15 protein-coding genes, 1 tRNA gene and 2 pseudogenes are annotated in these 16,654 nt (G+C 70.5%); 5 read left to right on the top strand and 13 right to left on the bottom strand.

Annotated features, from left to right (window positions below):
- Window positions 1-52 precede the first annotated feature (52 nt).
- The 6 genes and pseudogenes from ABZX40_RS17170 to ABZX40_RS17145 form a co-directional block, all read right to left on the bottom strand.
- A complete protein-coding gene (locus ABZX40_RS17170) occupies window positions 53-832 on the bottom strand; it encodes a class E sortase (protein WP_355739203.1) in 780 nt (259 codons plus the stop codon).
- 79 nt (window positions 833-911) lie between these two features.
- A complete protein-coding gene (locus tag ABZX40_RS17165; RefSeq protein WP_355739200.1) occupies window positions 912-2,216 on the bottom strand; it encodes a class E sortase in 1,305 nt (434 codons plus the stop codon).
- Window positions 2,213-2,851 carry an aminodeoxychorismate/anthranilate synthase component II gene (locus ABZX40_RS17160; RefSeq protein ID WP_355739197.1) on the bottom strand — a complete coding sequence of 213 codons (639 nt, stop codon included), beginning with the start codon at window positions 2,849-2,851 and terminating at the stop codon, window positions 2,213-2,215. Before ABZX40_RS17160 ends, ABZX40_RS17165 begins: the two co-directional genes overlap by 4 nt.
- Window positions 2,848-3,039 (bottom strand): hypothetical protein, encoded by a 192-nt coding sequence (locus tag ABZX40_RS17155; RefSeq protein WP_355739302.1) that lies wholly within the window; start codon window positions 3,037-3,039, stop codon window positions 2,848-2,850. Before ABZX40_RS17155 ends, ABZX40_RS17160 begins: the two co-directional genes overlap by 4 nt.
- A 24-nt stretch (window positions 3,040-3,063) precedes the next feature.
- A pseudogene (locus ABZX40_RS17150) lies at window positions 3,064-3,404 on the bottom strand (sortase); the annotation flags it as partial.
- 49 nt (window positions 3,405-3,453) lie between these two features.
- Window positions 3,454-4,293 (bottom strand): DUF881 domain-containing protein, encoded by an 840-nt coding sequence (locus tag ABZX40_RS17145; RefSeq protein WP_355739195.1) that lies wholly within the window; start codon window positions 4,291-4,293, stop codon window positions 3,454-3,456.
- A gap of 142 nt (window positions 4,294-4,435) precedes the next feature.
- Here ABZX40_RS17145 and crgA point away from each other — a divergent pair, with 142 nt between their 5' ends.
- On the top strand, window positions 4,436-4,693 hold the full coding sequence (gene crgA / locus ABZX40_RS17140) for a cell division protein CrgA (RefSeq protein ID WP_355739192.1): 258 nt from the start codon (window positions 4,436-4,438) through the stop codon (window positions 4,691-4,693).
- 279 nt (window positions 4,694-4,972) lie between these two features.
- Here crgA and ABZX40_RS17135 read toward each other — a convergent pair whose 3' ends face one another.
- Both ABZX40_RS17135 and ABZX40_RS17130 read right to left on the bottom strand, forming a co-directional pair.
- Window positions 4,973-5,881: a rhomboid family intramembrane serine protease gene (locus tag ABZX40_RS17135; RefSeq protein ID WP_355739190.1), complete on the bottom strand. Its 909-nt coding sequence runs from the start codon at window positions 5,879-5,881 to the stop codon at window positions 4,973-4,975.
- A gap of 273 nt (window positions 5,882-6,154) precedes the next feature.
- The gene (locus ABZX40_RS17130) at window positions 6,155-6,682 is read right to left on the bottom strand and encodes a peptidylprolyl isomerase (protein ID WP_355739187.1); all 528 of its coding nucleotides are present in this window, start codon (window positions 6,680-6,682) and stop codon (window positions 6,155-6,157) included.
- Between the two features lie 493 nt (window positions 6,683-7,175).
- Here ABZX40_RS17130 and ABZX40_RS17125 point away from each other — a divergent pair, with 493 nt between their 5' ends.
- Complete coding sequence (locus ABZX40_RS17125; RefSeq protein WP_355739185.1) at window positions 7,176-7,880, top strand: DUF5324 family protein; 705 nt, start codon at window positions 7,176-7,178, stop codon at window positions 7,878-7,880.
- 515 nt (window positions 7,881-8,395) lie between these two features.
- On the opposite strand, the gene ABZX40_RS17120 is transcribed toward ABZX40_RS17125, so the two are convergent.
- Window positions 8,396-8,468: transfer RNA gene (locus tag ABZX40_RS17120), tRNA-Ala, on the bottom strand.
- Between the two features lie 183 nt (window positions 8,469-8,651).
- Here ABZX40_RS17120 and ABZX40_RS17115 point away from each other — a divergent pair.
- Window positions 8,652-9,200: a DNA-binding protein gene (locus ABZX40_RS17115; protein ID WP_355739182.1), complete on the top strand. Its 549-nt coding sequence runs from the start codon at window positions 8,652-8,654 to the stop codon at window positions 9,198-9,200.
- A 683-nt stretch (window positions 9,201-9,883) separates the two neighbouring features.
- Window positions 9,884-11,650, top strand: coding sequence for a serine/threonine-protein kinase (locus ABZX40_RS17110; RefSeq protein WP_355739179.1), 1,767 nt, complete (start codon window positions 9,884-9,886; stop codon window positions 11,648-11,650).
- A 117-nt stretch (window positions 11,651-11,767) separates the two neighbouring features.
- On the opposite strand, the gene ABZX40_RS17105 is transcribed toward ABZX40_RS17110, so the two are convergent.
- Both ABZX40_RS17105 and ABZX40_RS17100 read right to left on the bottom strand, forming a co-directional pair.
- Complete coding sequence (locus ABZX40_RS17105) at window positions 11,768-13,210, bottom strand: hypothetical protein (protein WP_355739176.1); 1,443 nt, start codon at window positions 13,208-13,210, stop codon at window positions 11,768-11,770.
- A 169-nt stretch (window positions 13,211-13,379) separates the two neighbouring features.
- The gene (locus tag ABZX40_RS17100; protein WP_003999697.1) at window positions 13,380-13,508 is read right to left on the bottom strand and encodes a DLW-39 family protein; all 129 of its coding nucleotides are present in this window, start codon (window positions 13,506-13,508) and stop codon (window positions 13,380-13,382) included.
- Window positions 13,509-13,867: 359 nt separating this feature from the next.
- Here ABZX40_RS17100 and ABZX40_RS17095 point away from each other — a divergent pair.
- Window positions 13,868-14,161 (top strand): annotated as a pseudogene (locus ABZX40_RS17095) (DUF6344 domain-containing protein); the annotation flags it as partial.
- 883 nt (window positions 14,162-15,044) lie between these two features.
- Here ABZX40_RS17095 and ABZX40_RS17090 read toward each other — a convergent pair.
- Both ABZX40_RS17090 and ABZX40_RS17085 read right to left on the bottom strand, forming a co-directional pair.
- Window positions 15,045-15,605, bottom strand: a complete 561-nt coding sequence (locus ABZX40_RS17090) for an NAD(P)H-dependent oxidoreductase (RefSeq protein ID WP_355739173.1) — start codon at window positions 15,603-15,605, stop codon at window positions 15,045-15,047.
- Window positions 15,602-16,648, bottom strand: coding sequence for a methyltransferase (locus ABZX40_RS17085; RefSeq protein ID WP_355739170.1), 1,047 nt, complete (start codon window positions 16,646-16,648; stop codon window positions 15,602-15,604). The genes ABZX40_RS17090 and ABZX40_RS17085 overlap by 4 nt, the downstream gene beginning before the upstream one ends.
- Window positions 16,649-16,654 lie beyond the last annotated feature (6 nt).

Genomic DNA, 16,654 nt, shown 5'->3' with positions numbered 1-16,654 from the left:
CCTGCCCTGTTGGTGGGTGTCCGGCCCTATTGGTGGGTGTCCGGGGGGCGCGTCAGCCCCGGCGGAGTTCCTTCGGCGGGGTCCGGTCCTCGTCCACCTTCTCCACCCGGTCCAGCTCGCCCCAGACGATGTACCGGTAGCGGCTGGTGAAGACCGGGGTGCAGGTGGTCAGCGTGATGTACTTGCCGGCCTTCTTCTTGCCGGACTCCTCGGGGATCGGGGCGAGGACGTCGACGTTGTACTTCGAGGTCTCCGGGAGCGTCGCGAAGACCTTGTAGACGTACCAGTTGTCCTTGGTCTCGTAGACGATCGCGTCGCCCTTGTCGATCTTGTGGATGTCGTGGAACTTGGCGCCGTGGCCGTCGCGGTGGGCGGCGAGGGAGAAGTTGCCGTTCTTGCCGCTGGTCGGGAGGGCGGCCTTGACCGGGTCGGTGTAGTAGCCGGCGACCCCGTCGTTGAGCAGCTCGGTGTCGGTGCCCTTCTTGATCAGGATGTCGCCCTCGCCCATGGCGGGGACATGCAGGAAGCCGACGCCGTCCTTGGTGTCCAGGGCGCCGGGGCCGCCCGTGCCGCCGGAGCGGTCCGAGGCCCAGTTGTCGCGGACCTTGTCGCCCTCCTCACCGGCCTTGCGGTCGGCCAGGACATTGGTCCACCACAGGGAGTAGACGACGAAGAGACCGAGCACCAGCCCGGCCGTGATGAGGAGTTCACCGAAGACACTGACCGCCATGGCGATCCCGCCGGTCCTGCGGCGGCCGGGTGGGGACGCCGGTCCGGGACCGGGTGCCTCGGTGTGCTGCTCGGTGTCGCCGGTGGTCGCTGCCACAGTCATCTGCCCTTAACTTCTGCCCTTGGCTGCTTCTGCCCTGGCCCGTGCCCTGGCCCGTGCCCCGGGGCGTGTCCGACACTCCCTAGCCGATGAGCGCATCGGGCTTCCCCTCGCTGCGCGGCCGTTCCTCGACCATTTTGCCCCACACGATCATCCGGTACTTGCTGGTGAACTCGGGAGTACAGGTGGTCAGCGTGATGTACCGGCCCGGCTCGGTGAAACCGCCGTCCTTGGGCACCGGGTCCAGGACGCTGATGTTGCCCGGCGAGGTCACCGGCAGGATCGAGGCCATCTTGTAGACGTAGTACGTGTCCTGGGTCTCGACCACGATGGGATCGCCCGGCTGGAGCTTGTTGATGAAGCGGAACGGCTCGCCGTGGGTGTTGCGGTGGCCCGCGAGCCCGAAGTTGCCGGTCTTGTCGCCCGGCATCGCGGTCTTCAGCTGCCCCTCGCCGTAGTGGCCGACCATGCCCTTGTCGAGGACCTTCTCGTTGCTGACGCCCTCGGCGATCGGCACCACCACGTCCAGCTCGGGGATGCGCAGGATGGCGAAGCCCTGGCCGGGCTCGAAGCTGCCGGGGTTGCGGGTGCCGCTGGCCCAGTCGTCCTGGAGATCGCTGGCCTCCTGCCCGGCCTGGGCGTGCGCCCGGACGTTGGTCCACCACAGCTGGTAGGTGACGAACAGCAGCATCAGGACGCCGGTGGTGATGAACACCTCACCGATGGCCCGGCTGGCGACGACGGCCGCCCCGGGTTTACGGGCCCGCGCCTGACGCCGGGCTTCCACTCGGGAGAGGGGGGCGGCGGTGCCGGGGTGACCGGGGGCGCCAGGGGTGCCGGGGGCGCTTCCGGAAGCGGTGGTGTGCGTCTCGTGGGCTGCGGTGCCCGCGTCCTGGCCGCCACGGCGGCCGTTACGCCGTTTGGCGGCCTTTCTGCGGGCCGCGCGACCGCCGGGGGCGGGATCGGTGCCGGGTGGGGCGGCCGGGGCGGCAGAGGCGGATATGCGGGCGAGGGGTGGCTCGGCTATCCGGAGGGCGACGGTCTCGTCGTCGGCGGGCGGGGGGAGGTACTGCGGCGGGACGTACGGGGGGTGGGCGCCGATCGGCGGCAGGAGCTGCGTCTCGGCGGCGCCGGGATCGGCACCGGCGCCGCCGTATCCGTCGGCTGGCTGTCCCGGGCCACCGTGGCCTCCCGGCCCTGAGGATCCGCCCGGTACTCCAGGGGCCCCGTACTCGTACGGCTGCGCCGAACCGTCGTACGCGCCCGCGTAACCCGCGTGGCCCCCGTCGTGCGCGCCGTCGAACGCCGAGTCGGCCCGGTGCCCGGAGCTGTCTCCGTGGTCGCCGTGAGCGGGCCCTGACTCGCGCTCGGGGCGCAGCGCGGTCACGCCGTGGCCCTGCCCACCACCGGGGCGAGCCCCGCCGATCTGGCCACCGCATCCCGGTCGCCGCACTCCACGAGCCAGTTGGCGAGCATCCGGTGGCCGTGCTCGGTGAGCACCGACTCGGGATGGAACTGGACGCCCTCGACGGGCAGTTCCCGGTGGCGCAGGCCCATGATGATCCCGTCGTGGGTGCGGGCGGTGACCTCCAGCTCGGCCGGGACCGTGGCGGGCTCGGCGGCCAGCGAGTGGTAGCGGGTCGCGGTGAAGGGCGAGGGCAGTCCGGCGAAGACGCCCTTGCCCTGGTGCTCGACCGGCGAGGTCTTGCCGTGCAGCAGCTCGGGCGCGCGGTCGACGACCCCGCCGTAGGCGACCTGCATGGACTGCATGCCGAGGCAGACGCCGAAGACGGGGACCCCGGTGGCGGCGCAGTGGCGGACCATGTCGACGCAGACGCCGGCCTGCTCGGGGGTGCCGGGGCCGGGGGAGAGCAGGACGCCGTCGAAGCCGTCCTGGGCGTGCGTGGTGGCGACCTCGTCGTTGCGCAGCACCTCGCACTCGGCGCCGAGCTGGTAGAGGTACTGGACCAGGTTGAAGACGAAGCTGTCGTAGTTGTCCACGACCAGAATGCGCGCGCTCACTGGTTGTCCACCGTCACATCGTTGAAGGGAAGCAGCGGTTCCGCCCACGGGAAGACGTACTGGAACAGGACGTAGACCACGGCAACGACCAGCGCGAGCGAGACCAGTGTCTTCACCCACGCGTTCCCCGGCAGATGCCGCCAGATCCAGCCGTACATGCCGTCCCTTCCGTCGACCCACGGCACCACCACTCACGCCGTACCCGCACCAGACTAACGGCGCAGGGCCTCCGGTTTCCCGGCCTCCGCAGGCTGGGTGGAGTCCGGATGCGCCCGGACGATCAGCCGGTGGCCGCGGCCTCCCTCGGGTTCGCAGGTGATCGGCGTGGGACACCGGCCCGGCCGGGTGCAGCCGGATTTCCCCGGCACGGGGTCGATCGGGTCGATCACCTGGCGATCCCCGGGCAGCGTCGGTACGGCCCCTGCCGATCCGGTACGTGAATCAGGTCGTCCCGTCGCCGGGCACCACCGCGTCCCCGGGCCGGAGCGTGGGGAAATCCTGAGAAGGGGTCGCCGTGGGTCCGCCGGTGTCCGGCGACCGAGAAGTTGCCCCGCCCTGCGCCGGGGGGCGGGCGTCGCGGCACGGCTGCCGTGTGGCCGCCGCTACTCCACGGGCTGTGCGTAGTGCAGATCCACTGTGCCCGAGTAGCCGGGAAGGGTCACCGCCTCGCTCTCCTCGACCTTCCAGCCGAGCCCGTACACATTGACGTACACCATGTAGTTCTGGATCGCCGGGCTGGCGCTGAGCGCCCGCTGGAGCTTCTCGGGGTCCCCGATAGCGGTGATCTTGTACGGCGGTGAGTAGACCCGGCCCTGGAGGATCAGGGTGTTGCCCACGCAGCGCACGGCGCTGGTGGAGATCAGCCGCTGGTCCATCACCTTGATGCCCTCGGCACCGCCCTCCCAGAGCGCGTTCACCACCGCCTGGAGATCCTGCTGATGGATCACCAGGTAGTCGGGCTGCGGCTCGGGGTAGCCGGGGAGCTTGGCGGTGGCGTCCGGCGGGGCGTCGTTGAGGGTGACGGTGAGGGCCTCGCCGGTGACCTCCTGGGTGCCGGCGTCCCGCTCCAGGGCGGCGAGTTCGTCGTCCTCCTGGCGGGTGCGGCCGTCGTCCCGCTCGGCCAGCGACTCCACCCGGTCTCGCAGGGCCGCGTTGGACTCGTTCCGCTCGCCGTTCTCCCGGCTGCGCTCCTGGATCAGATCCGAGAGCTTCAGCAGGGAGGCATCCGTACGGATATCGGTGCCTTTGGCGGTGTTGAAGCTGGTGAAGAAGATCAGGCCCGCGAGAGCGAAGACGCCCACCGTGAGGACCCGCACCGGCCGGAACCCGCCCCTGCGGCCCCCTCCGGAAGCAGGCCCGGACCCTCCCCCGGAACCAGGCCCGGAATCGTGCTCGGAAGCATGCCCGGAACCGGTGTCGGTGGAGTCGGCGGAATTGCTCAACGTACCCTTATCTCCTTCGGAGCCACGGAAGCACTACGCTAACGGACGCCCGGGGGAGCACTCAGTGTCCCCTTGTACGCTGCCCCGAGCCCGACCCGAGTTCCCTGCGCGGCCACGCAGCGCATCGACAGGAGAGACCCTCGTGCCGAAGTCACGTATCCGCAAGAAGGCCGACTACACGCCGCCGCCGTCCTCGAAGCAGGCGACGTCGATCAAGCTCAACAGCCGGGCCTGGGTCGCGCCGGTCATGCTGGCCATGTTCCTCATCGGGCTGGCCTGGATCGTCGTCTTCTACGTCACCGACGGTTCACTCCCCATCGACCAGCTCAACAACTGGAACATCGTGGTCGGCTTCGGCTTCATCGCGGCCGGATTCGGTGTCTCCACCCAGTGGAAGTAGCACCCGCGACCCAGTGGAAGTAGCGCCCGCGCCACCTCTGCCCAGGGGTATCCACTGAGTTATCCACAGCCCTTGCGGAATTTCCACATCTCCCTTGGGGAAAAGACGAAGATCTGTGGATAACCTCTGGTGGGTTGACGCCGGTACGACCGTCACACCGCCCCTCGCAAGCTTGTTCGCCCCCTGCCTGACCTGCATAAACACTGGTCGGTGACAGGGGGCACAGCTGTTCCCGCACACTATGCACAAGATCGGGCACCCGCTGTGGAAAACAGCAGCTCAGCCCAGCTGAATCGATCTGAGCAGCGTGATCCCGATCACCACGGCCAGCACCAGCGCACAGGTCCCGTACTGCACCAGGGACCGGCGCTCCCGCGGGGCGTGCACCATCGCGTAGCCGACGATCACCCCGGCGACCAGGCCGCCGATATGCGCCTGCCAGGCGATACCGCTCCAGGTGAAGGTGAAGATCAGGTTAATCGCGAGCAGGGCCAGGATGGGCCGCATGTCGTAGCTCAGCCGGCGCATCAGCACCGCCGTGGCCCCGAACAGGCCGAAGATCGCGCCGGAGGCCCCGAGGGAGGCCGAGCCGGGTGCCGCCAGCAGATAGGTCAGGGCGCTGCCCGCGAGGCCGGAGACCAGATAGAGCGCGAGATAGCGGACTCTGCCGAGGGCCTGCTCCAGCGGGCCGCCCAGCCACCACAGGCTCAGCATGTTGAACGCGATGTGCCAGATCTCCTGGTGCGCGAACATCGCCGTCACCAGCCGGTACCACTGGCCCTCGGCGACGCCCTCCGTGGCCGGCCAGGGCGCCGGCGGCCACTGGCCGATCAGCACCAGGCTGTCCAGCAGCGAGGACCGCACCTGCACCGCGATGAACACCGCGAGATTGATGCCGATCAGGATCTTGGTGAGCAGCCGGGGGTCGGCCGCGATGGTGCCGCCCGCGAGGGTGCGGGGGGTCGTGGCATTCGGCGCGTGTCCGGTGCCCGAGCCGTTGCGCACACACTCCGGGCACTGGAAGCCCACCGACGCGCTGACCATGCACTCCGGGCATATCGGCCGCTCGCAGCGGGTGCAGCGCACACCCGTCTCACGGTCCGGGTGCCGGTAGCAGACAGGCAGGCTCTGTGCGGGCTGGGAGGACTGCTCCCCCGGGCCCTGCGGGCTGCCCGGCGCCTGGTCCATGCGATCCCCTCACGTGTGCTCGGCGGGCATCAATCGGCGGGCAATGCGACGCCCCGCTCATCATTACGGATGAGCGGGGCTTTTTGTTCCCTCCGGACCAGCTGGGGCGGTCCGGAGGAAGCGTCCACCGGCACGTCCCCGGGCGGCTACCCGGGGAACGTTCCGGGCCGCGTGTGGTGGCGGTGGCGGTGTGGTGCCGGTGTCGGTGTGGTGCCGGTGTCGGTGCCGATGCTCACTTCGACTCCGACGCTGGCACTGACTCCGGCGTCGACGTCAGCGCTTCTCGATGACCACCGACTCGATGACCACGTCGTTCACCGGGCGGTCGGTGCGCGGGTTGGTCTGGCTGGTGGCGATGGTGTCCACCACCTTCTGGCTGGCCGCGTCCGTGACCTCGCCGAAGATGGTGTGCTTGCCGCTCAGCCAGGCCGTCGGCGCGACCGTGATGAAGAACTGCGAGCCATTGGTGCCCGGACCGGCGTTGGCCATGGCCAGCAGGTAGGGCTTGGTGAACTTCAGCTCCGGGTGGAACTCGTCCTTGAACTGGTAGCCGGGACCGCCGGTCCCGTTCCCCAGCGGGTCACCGCCCTGGATCATGAACCCGTCGATCACCCGGTGGAAGACCGTGCCGTCGTAGAGCTTGTCCGAGGACTTCTGGCCCGTGGCGGGGTGGGTCCACTCGCGCTCGCCGGTGGCGAGTTCCACGAAGTTCTTGACGGTCTGCGGCGCGTGGTCCGGGAAGAGCCGGATCTCGATGTCGCCGTTGTTCGTCTTCAGGGTGGCGTAAAGCTGCTCGGCCACGATCTGCCTTCCGTCGTCTTCCTGTGACTCCCCGATCCTCGCACGGACCGTCCGCCACGTCGCCCGCCGCCCTTCCGCGGGGCCGCACGGGGGGCGCGTGCGGGTCGCCGGTGGCGGCGGCACCGGGAGGGAACAGAACCCGGACGGGCCGCCCCGGCACGGGCGCGCGCGGCGACGATCCATGGCATTGTCGACGACAGGCTCCTGTTGCCCCGTATTCATCCCCTATTCCGACCCCGATTCCGACCTCCGTTCCGACTCCATTCCGACCCTCGTTCCGACCCCAGTCCAACCCGACTCCGTCGCTGTTCCGTGTGGCCGCGCCCTGTGGCCGCCGATCGGCCGACGGTCCGGAGCGGCCTACGGCGTCCCACGGCGTCCGTACGCGTGACCCGGATGCCCGCCTTCGCATGCCGCCCGCCCGCCCGGCAGGCATGATCCGTAAAAGGGTGGAAAGTCGAAATACCGTACGCCACCGAGGAGGAGGATTCCCGTGACCCGCATCGAGACCGTGCGCGCCGCTACCGGCTCGGCGAAGGACAGCGTGCTGCACGCCGCGGAAGTGGTGGCGCCCTACGCCGACACGGCCAAGGACCGGGCCGCCCACTACGCGCACGAGGCACGCGTACGGCTCGCGCCCAAAGTGTCGCAGGCCGCCGACCAGGCCCGCGTCCAGTATGAGGCCCATCTCGCGCCCCGTCTGGAACAGGCCCTCACCCATGTGCCGCCGAAAGTCGACTACGCCGCCCATGAAGCGGCCCTCAAGGCCCGGGTCGCCGCCCGGCAGGCCGCCGAGTACTCCCGTCCACGCATCGAGCAGGCCGTGGCCGCCGCCGTACCCGTCAAGGACGAGGCCGCGGTACGGGGCTCCGCCGCCCTGGCCGCGCTGCGCGGCGGGGTGACCGCCGGCGAGATCCAGAAACTGGTCCGCAAGCACGAGCGGCGCTCCAAGGCCGGGCACGCGGTGAAGGTGCTCGCGCTGGTGGGTCTGGTGGCGGGCGGCGCCTTCGCCGCCTGGAAGTGGTGGGACAAACAGGCCAACCCGGACTGGCTGGTCGAACCCCCGGCCGCGACCGAGGTCCCCGAGTCCGGTCGGCTCACCTCGGTCGACGGCAGCGGCCGGTCCGCCCTCGACCCCGAGGTCCAGGCCAAGGAGGCCGAGGAGGAAGCGGCCAAGCGGGACGAGGACGGTCAGTAGGACGGCGCCCGGTGGACCGGCGGGCGCTGCCGGTCCACCGGGCGGGGACCGGCGCCGGGAAGGGCCGGTCCAACTGCCTCTGAAGGGCGGGCGACTTGAACGTCTCCCGCCCTTCGGTGCTGTTCACCGGTGTTCACCGGTGAGCATTGCGGTTCACCGATGCTCACCGGTGCTCTCCGGTGTTCACCGCCGGTTGCCCCGCGCGGGCGTTTTACCAGCACGCTCCTGATGACTTTTGCAACGTCTGACATGTGCAGGTTCCGTACAGACTTATTGACGCACTGCATCACACCGACTACACAAACCCTGCTGGCCTGGTGATATAAGAGCGCCACCGTGGGGCGTGCGGGCCATCGGGCAGGGCGCACCGCCGCCGGGAGTCCCACCTGTACGCCCTAGGTGCAAATGTTTGCGCAAATCACCGCAACGGCTCTGGTACCGCCCCTCGGCACCCGCCCCACCGGAAAACGGAACCGGCCGGACACCCGTGGAGGTGTCCGGCCGGTGGGACGGTGTGGAGCCTAGGGGAGTCGAACCCCTGACATCTGCCATGCAAAGACAGCGCTCTACCAACTGAGCTAAGGCCCCGGAAGAGAGGCGTCACACCGGTTCGAACCGCACCCGGCAGGCGCCGCTGACCAGAGTACCGGGTCGCCCCCGGTTTCTCGCAAAAAGATTGGGGGGTCCCCGCAGGCGACCACTCTCCGTAAGATGCCTGTCGTGGTTCGCGACAGCGAACCGCCGTTTTGGGGAAAGCGATGGGGAGACGCAATGGACGCCGCACAGCAGGAAGCCACCGCAAGAGCGCGGGAACTGCAGCGGAACTGGTACGGGGAGCCGCTGGGGGCGCTCTTCCGTAAGCTCATCGACGACCTGGGACTCAACCAGGCCCGTCTCGCGGGGGTCCTCGGACTCTCCGCGCCGATGCTGTCCCAGCTGATGAGCGGTCAGCGGGCGAAGATCGGAAATCCGGCCGTGGTCCAGCGGGTACAGCTGCTTCAGGAGCTGGCCGGCCAGGTCGCGGACGGCAGTGTGAGCGCGGCCGAGGCCACGGACCGCATGGACGAGATCAAGAAATCACAAGGGGGCTCGGTGCTGAGCAACACCACACAGACGACGAGCAGTTCAGGTGCTCCGACGGTCAAGCGTGTGGTCCGGGAGATCCAGTCCCTGCTGCGGTCGGTGGCCGCCGCGGGTGACATCATCGACGCCGCGGACACCCTGGCCCCCAGCCATCCGGAACTCGCCGAGTTCCTCCGCGTCTACGGCGCCGGCCGCACGTCCGACGCCGTCGCTCATTACCAGTCCCACCAGAACTGACATCCACCTCCGGTTCACCGAACGACGCGGATAAATCAGGACGCGGAGTCGGGGGCGGGGTTCTGGAGGGGGAGGTTCTGGAGGGCAAGGTCTTGGAGCGGGACGTCCTGGAGGCGCTGTTCCGGGGCGGAGTTGACGGAGTTCAGTACGTGGATGCGCGGCGCGGGTCACGTGGTCCGGGGTGCGGGGGCACCTCGCGGTGCGTGGTACGGGGGACGCGGGCGGCAGCGGACGGGACACGGTACGGGGGACTCGGGCGGTAGCGGGTGGTAGCGGTTGGATGGCCCGGTCACGGGGGACGCGGGGCGCGGAGGCAGGCGATCACAGGGCAGGCGATCACGGGGGATCGGCCTGGCGGTGGCAGCGGGGATGAGCGCGGGGGATGGGCACAGGGGGCATGGGGGGAAGGACTGCGGGGAGCGGACTTTAGGGAACGGCCTCGGGAGTTGGCCGAGCGGTCGGCCTGGGCACGGGGGGCACGGGGCACGAGGGGACGAAGCGCGGGGCGCGGCGCACGAGGGGGATGGAGCAGGTGACGGACGCGATGACGAATACGAGGTCGGACCACGAGAGCCGCACCGTGCAGGACAGACTGGGCCGAACTGAAGGGGTCATCGCACTCCTGATGGGGGAAGCAGAGGGGAACAAGGCGTTCCGCCCGAGGGGAGGAGCAACGCACAGCCATGGGTGAGGTCTTCGCCGCACGGTACGAACTCGTCGACCCGATCGGACGCGGAGGCGTCGGCGCGGTCTGGCGTGCGTGGGACCACCGCCGTCGCCGCTATGTCGCCGCCAAGGTGCTCCAGCAGAGCGACGCCCACTCCCTGCTGCGCTTCGTCCGCGAACAGGCCCTGCGGATCGACCACCCCCATGTGCTCGCCCCCGCCAGCTGGGCCGCCGACGACGACAAGGTCCTGTTCACCATGGATCTGGTCGCCGGTGGATCGCTGGTCCACCTCGTCGGCGACTACGGCCCCCTGCCCCCCTCGTTCGTCTGCACGCTGCTCGACCAGTTGCTGTCCGGGCTCGCCGCCGTGCACGCCGAGGGTGTGGTGCACCGGGACATCAAGCCCGCCAACATCCTGCTGGAAGCCACCGGCACCGGACGCCCCAGGCTCCGGCTGTCGGACTTCGGTATCTCCATGCGCTTCGGCGAGCCCCGGCTCACCGAGACCAACCTCGTCGTCGGCACCCCCGGGTATCTCGCGCCCGAGCAGATGATGGGCGCCGAACCGGACTTCCCGGCCGACCTGTTCGCCGTCGGACTGGTCGCCCTCTATCTGCTGGAAGGAGCCAAGCCCGACGCCAAGGCGCTCATTCAGTACTTCGCCGAGCATGGCACCCCGGGTGCGCCCCAGGGGATTCCCGAGCCGCTCTGGCAGGTCGTCGCCACGCTGCTCCAGCCGGATCCCGAGACCCGTTTCCGGACCGCCACGGGGGCCCGGAAGGCGCTGGCCTCCGCCGTGGAGCTACTCCCGGAGCCCGGTCCCGACGACGAGCAGATCGAGATCTTCGACCAACTCGGGCCACTGCCGAACGGGTTCGCAGCGGAGGGGCCCCTGAAGCTGGCTTCGGGGGTCGATCCCGGGACGGGAACCGGAACGGGGACGGGAACGGGAAGGGCTGGCGCCGGTTCTGGGCCGGAAGCAGGAGCCGGCGTAGGGGTCGGCGCCGGGACGGGAAGCAGCGCGGCGTTCGGCGTCGGCGGCGGCAGCGGATCTCTCGGGGTCTGGCCCGGCACCGGATCGGTGTCTGTCGACCCACGGACGAACAGCACCGGCACCGGTAGCGGCGCCCTCTCCGGCGCTGCTGCGACCGGCACCGGCGGGATGGACCCTCGTCAGGGGACCGCCTCGCCACCACCAGCGGCCGACCCGCATGCCCCCCATCCCCAGGCACCCGCACCACACACAACCGACCCGCACGCCCCGGCGCCACACCCCTCCCTCGCGCCGCCGATCAGCATGTCGGACACGGGGAGCTTCCATCTCCCGCCGCCGCAGTCGACCACGTCCTCCCCCCTGCGGGCCCAGGCACCCGCCCAGTCGCCGCACCAGCCCCTGCCGCCCGCGCACCCCGCGACTCCCCCACATCTGCCACCACCCCCACGCCACCAGCCACACCCACAACCTCAGCCCCCATCCCCATCCCCATCCCTGACTCAGCCCCAGTCCCAGTCCCAACCCCAGATCCAGCCTCTGCACGCCTCCGCGCCTCACCCCCTCGAATCCACCCACGCCCTGACCCCCCGCCCGCGTATCGAAGCCTCTACTGCTTCATACACCGCTCAAGACCCGCAGGTTCCCACTCCCGCGCAGGCAATTCCGCGGCACCGGGCAGACCGCAGACGCAAGAGCCGTACCGGCCCCCCGGCCAAGGTCGCGATCCCCGTGCTGCTCCTGGCCCTGGCCTGCTACGTCGTGGGTTTCTGGGCGCTGGCCCAGATCTGAGCCTCCGCCCCCATCCCCGGCACGCCCCTCACGCACCGGTACCGGCCGGTCCCCTCAAACCCGCGCGAGCTTGGTCGGCGAGACCATCGCGCTAGCACGGCCGGTGCTGCGGCCCCGTCAGACGGCGGTCCGGCGCCCGGAGCCTCCTCCTCGTGCTCCCGCGCCTCGTGCTCCCGCGCCTCGCGCACCCGCCCCGCGTCGTCCGCCTCCCGGCGTTCCGGTTCCCCGTGTGCCCGCGCTGCTCCGTCGGCGGCCCAGCAGCGACCACACCGCGAGCCAGGCCAGCAGAACCGTCCCCGCACCGATGCCGCCCGCCGCGAGCGCCGTCATCGTGCCGGAGGCCCCCGTGCCCCCGGACACTCCGCCCCCCACCGGCCCGGCCAGATCGCCGCCCGTGCCGTCGTCGGAGCCGTCGGCCGCGGCCTCTGCCGTGAAGACGCCGCCCGGCACCGGCTCCCCCTTATATGCGGGCCCCGGCCGCGCCGCCCCCTCGACGCCCACGCGCAGGGTCAGCCCGAAGGGCCCGGCACTGAGCCGTTCGGCCACCTGTTCGGAAAGATGGACGACGAGGTAGTACGAGCCCGCGAAGCGCATCCCGTTCACCCGCCCCGCCGTCGCGTGCCGGTTGTCGTACCCGACCGGCGGCAGCGGTTGCAGCGCGGCGGACGCCTGTCGTCCGCTGTAACCGGCTCCGGCGTCCTCGACGGGGGCGCGCACCGGGTTGTGCAGGGTCAGATCGAGCGCGCCGGAGGTGTAGGAGCCCTGCTCGCCCGAGCCGCCCAGTTCGGCGGTCGCGGAGAGTTGGGTGCCCCAGTCCAGCGGGACCTCGTAGTACAGGGTCTGACCTGGGACGATCCTGTCCTCCCAGACGCCCTCGCCGAGCCGGGCCGCCGAGGCGAAGCCCGTGCCGCCGGGGCGGCGGACCGGGTCGCCGGTCACCGCCTTGGGGGTCGCGGAGTTCCAGCTCCGGGGCGCCTGGGTCGCGCCGGGCTCCGACAGCCCTGGCTCGGTGACCACGGACAGCTCCAGATCCCAGGCGTCCGGCGCGGAGGTGGCCGTGGCGACCCGCTCCACGACGACGTAGTACGTGCCCGCGCCCTCGCAGCGGTTGCTCCCCGGCCCGGCCTCGCGGGCCCCCCACGCCACGATCGGGTGCGGGCTGCGGGTGGCGCCGATGGTCTCCGTGTCGTACGAGCACGAACCGCCGTCGGTGTCCTCCACCGTCACCCTGATGCCATCGGCGGAGGCCGCCTCGGCGTCGTCGGGGGGTACGGCGGTGGCGGCGACGTACGTGGTGGAGTCCGCGTCGAGTTCCAGACGGAAGTAGATCTTTCCCTCGGACGGCAGGGTGCTGCGGTAGGGGACACCGGCCTCCAGGCGCTCGGCGCCGGTGGTGGACTCGGCGGGCTCGACGGCACGGGCGCCCTCGGCGAAGCCGTACCCGCCCTCCGCGGACAGAGAAGTTCCGGCGGAATGCGCCGGATGGGGAGCCAGCAGGACGAGGGCCGTTCCCAGCGCCGTCGTCGCGCCCGCCCACGCCGTACGCCACCGCCGTATCACGCGCCACCCCTAGTCACCAGTCGGCCGAGTCCTCCGTACCCCGGCCATCCTGCCGCGCCACACGGCCCCGTACACGCAAAACCCCGACCGCGTGGGCGGCCGGGGTCTTTCAGGACCGGGCATCGGTGCGAACACCGAACGCCGATCGCTCAGAACTGATTGTCGATGCTCACGAACCCGTGGGCACGGAGTCAGTCGCCTCCGTCCACAGATCCTGCTCGGCGCGATCCGCCTGGATCTGGCGGTACACGAGGAGCCCGCCGATGGCGGCCAGTGCGACCAGGAGAAGCTTCTTCACCGCGCGACCTCGTCTTTCCTTGACGTAGGGGACCTCTGCCGCCCGACTATACACACCGGCCGATATCGGTATGTGACCTGTGGTGGCCCCCAACTCCCGGCGTCCGAGGCCCCGATACGGCCCTGGCGGGAGCGGGCGCCGACATTCGGACCGGAGGGTGATCACACACCTACGGCCGGTCACTATGTCTGCGGTTTCACCGTCTCCTCCCTTTTTCACAGCCTTTTTTGCGTCTTACACCCATCCGTGTGGTGTTCATCAGACGATCGACGCGCCGTGAGCGTCGGTCCACCACTTCACGGTCGCCATACACATCATGAGGAAAGTACGCAAATCGCCCAACCTGAAAGTGAGGGGCCATGACCAGGAACAAGGTCATGACGCTGTGGACCGCCATCGTCACCGCCTTCCTCGCGCTGTGCACGGCGCTCGGACTCATCACCACCACGGCCGCCGCCGCGGCTGCGACGACCCCGCAGACCGAGGCCGCGCCCACCAGCGCCGAGACCGCCGCCACCACGGCGCTGCCGGCGGCGTCCATCGGGGCCTGGGCCCATGCCCGGTCCCTGCCACCCACAATGAAACAGCGGATCGGAGCGGAGGCCCACGGCAAGACGCCGAGTTGCCGCCATCGCGCCCTGTCGGACGGCACTTCGGACGCCACGAACGCCGGCGACGGCGACCGCGGCAGCGACGCATCCGACGACGTCGGTACGAGAAGTGGCACCAAGGCCGCCGCCGACCACTGCGACGACGGGCAGCGTTCCGCGAAGGCCACGGCCACGGGCGGCGGCACGGATACGGGCCGTGACAGCCGAGGGGAGCGGGCCGATGGAGGCCAGCAGGGCGATCGAGCGGAACGGGGCGCACGGGACCGTGATCGTGACCGCGTCGAGCAGCAGGGTTCTCGTGGCCAGAAGGGTCACACCATCGGTCGGCAGGGGCAGCCTGGTCATGGCCAGAAGGGGTCTACCGCCCAGCAGGGACACCAGGGCCGGAAGACTCCCACCGCCCCGCAGGGACACCGTGGCCAGAAGAGCCCCATCGCGCCGCAAGGCCACCGTGGTCAGAAGGATTACGCCGCCCAGCCGGGCCACACCGCCCAGCAGGATCACGCCGCCCAGCGGGGCCACGCCGCCCAGCGGGGCCACACCGTCCAGCAGGGCCACACCGTCCAGCAGGGCGACCGTACCGGCCATGTCTCGCGAGGCGTCGACGCCGCCCCCGCCCGCGCGGTCTCGCTCCAGCGGTGAGCAGCCCGGACCCTTCGCTCCCGACTGCTCCACCCGATCCCGTCCCCCTGACTCCCACCGGCTCCAATTGGCTCTATCTGGCTCTTCTCGGACCCAGCAGGTCTTCCCTCTGGCTCCCCCTGGTCCCTCTTGGCTCCTCCCGCTTGCTGATCGTTTGTTCTCCTGTTGCCTTGTACCTCGCGTTCCGTCTGTGCCGGTCCCGCCGGCAGGCGATCTTGGTTACTTCTGAAGCCTGAGCTTGTGCCAGGTCCGGCCGCGTGTGGCGACCGGGCCCCCATGGGCGTCACCCCGCCGACAGCAGCTCCGCGTAGCCCTCGGCGGCCAACTTCAGCGCGTCGTCGCTGAGCCCTCCCGCCCCGTACACGACGTACGGGGTGTCCAGCCGCATCCCGGTGACCCGGGCCACGGCCTCCAGCGGACGCAGCAGCTCCGCCATGGTGAATCCGGTACGGCCGTCAGGGCCGTAACTGTGGGCCGCGCAACCGGTGGTCACAGCCAGCCGGAGGCTCTTCCCGCCGTACACCCTGCTGTACGGCACCACTTCGTCCAGCCACTGCTTGAGCAGCGGCGGCGTCGAGTACCAGTAGAAGGGGAACTGAAGGACGACCGTGTCATGGGCGCCCAGCAGCGCGCGCTCACGCGGCACGTCGAAGCGGGCACCTGGACGAGGGCCGTCGGCGGTGTCGTAGGCGGTGCCGTAGGCGCCGTACAGATCATGGACGGTGATGTGCCGCAGGCCGCGTACGGCGTCGGCCAGCGCCGCGTTGACGCGGGAGCGGCGCAGATCGGGATGGGCGACCAGGACGAGGACGGAGGACGCGGCCTTCGGCATGGCGTCGCTCACCGCCGTACCGAGCACTCCAGCAGCACCATCTCGCCGCCCAGTGCCCCGGAGGAGACCACCTGGGTCAGGTCCAGGGACATCCCGGCGTCGGTGATCAGCGTGCGGTACTGCTCCTCCGTGCGCTCCCCGCCGCCGAACAGCATCAGCATCCGCAGATCCATCCAGCTGGCGTGCAGCCGGCTCGTGTCGAGATGCGGCAGGCGTTCCACCAGCAGCACCCGGCCGTCGGGCCCGGCGGCCTCCGCACAGCGCCGCAGGATGCGCACCGCGTCGGCGTCGTCCCAGTCGTGCAGCACCTGGGCGAGGAGATAGACATCGCCGTCGGCGGGGAGGGGCGCGAAGAAGCTCTGTTCGGCGACCGTGGCGCGGGTGTCGAGCCCGGCCGCCTGTATCGCCTCACGGGCCGCGCTCGCCGCCGGGTCGATCTCCACCAGCGTGCCGGAGAGTTCGGGGTGGGCCGCGAGCACGGCCAGGAGCAGGGTGCCGCTGCCGCCACCGACGTCCACGAGGTGGGAGCGACGGCTCCAGTCGAAGCGGGTCACCACCTGGTCGGTGGCGATCTGGGTGATCATGCTCATGAATCGGTCCCATGACGCCCCGAGGGCCTGGTCCTGGGCGAGCGCGGTCCAGAGGTCGGTGCCGTAGTGGGCCTGGTACGCCGAGCCGGACTCGGTGTCGCGGCGGGCGAAGTCGACGTAGGAGAGATGGGCGGTCTCGACATGGCTGCCGACCTCACCGAGATCGAGCCGGAAACGCAGTCCACCGGGGTGGTCGTCGCGCAGCCGCTCGGCCTCCGCGTTGAGGCCGTACTCCTGGGGGGAGAGCCGGGCGAACACGCCCCGGCGGCTCAGGTACTCCAGGATCGCCGCGAGCGGCCGGGGCCGGGTACCGGATGCCTCGGCCAGATCGGCGACCTTGGTGTGGCCCGCCGCCATGTGATCGGCGAGACGGAGTGTGGCGGCGATCCGGATGGCGTAGGGGGTGACGATGTCGCTGAGTTCGTCGAGGGTGCGGGGGGTGGGGGCAGAGGTGGGGGTGGTCATGGTCGG

This window comes from Streptomyces sp. NPDC004610 (assembly GCF_040609715.1).
In the GTDB taxonomy this organism is placed as follows: Bacteria; Actinomycetota; Actinomycetes; order Streptomycetales; family Streptomycetaceae; genus Streptomyces.
Note: the sequence above shows the minus strand (reverse complement) of the source record. Positions and strands in the feature narration are given on the sequence as shown.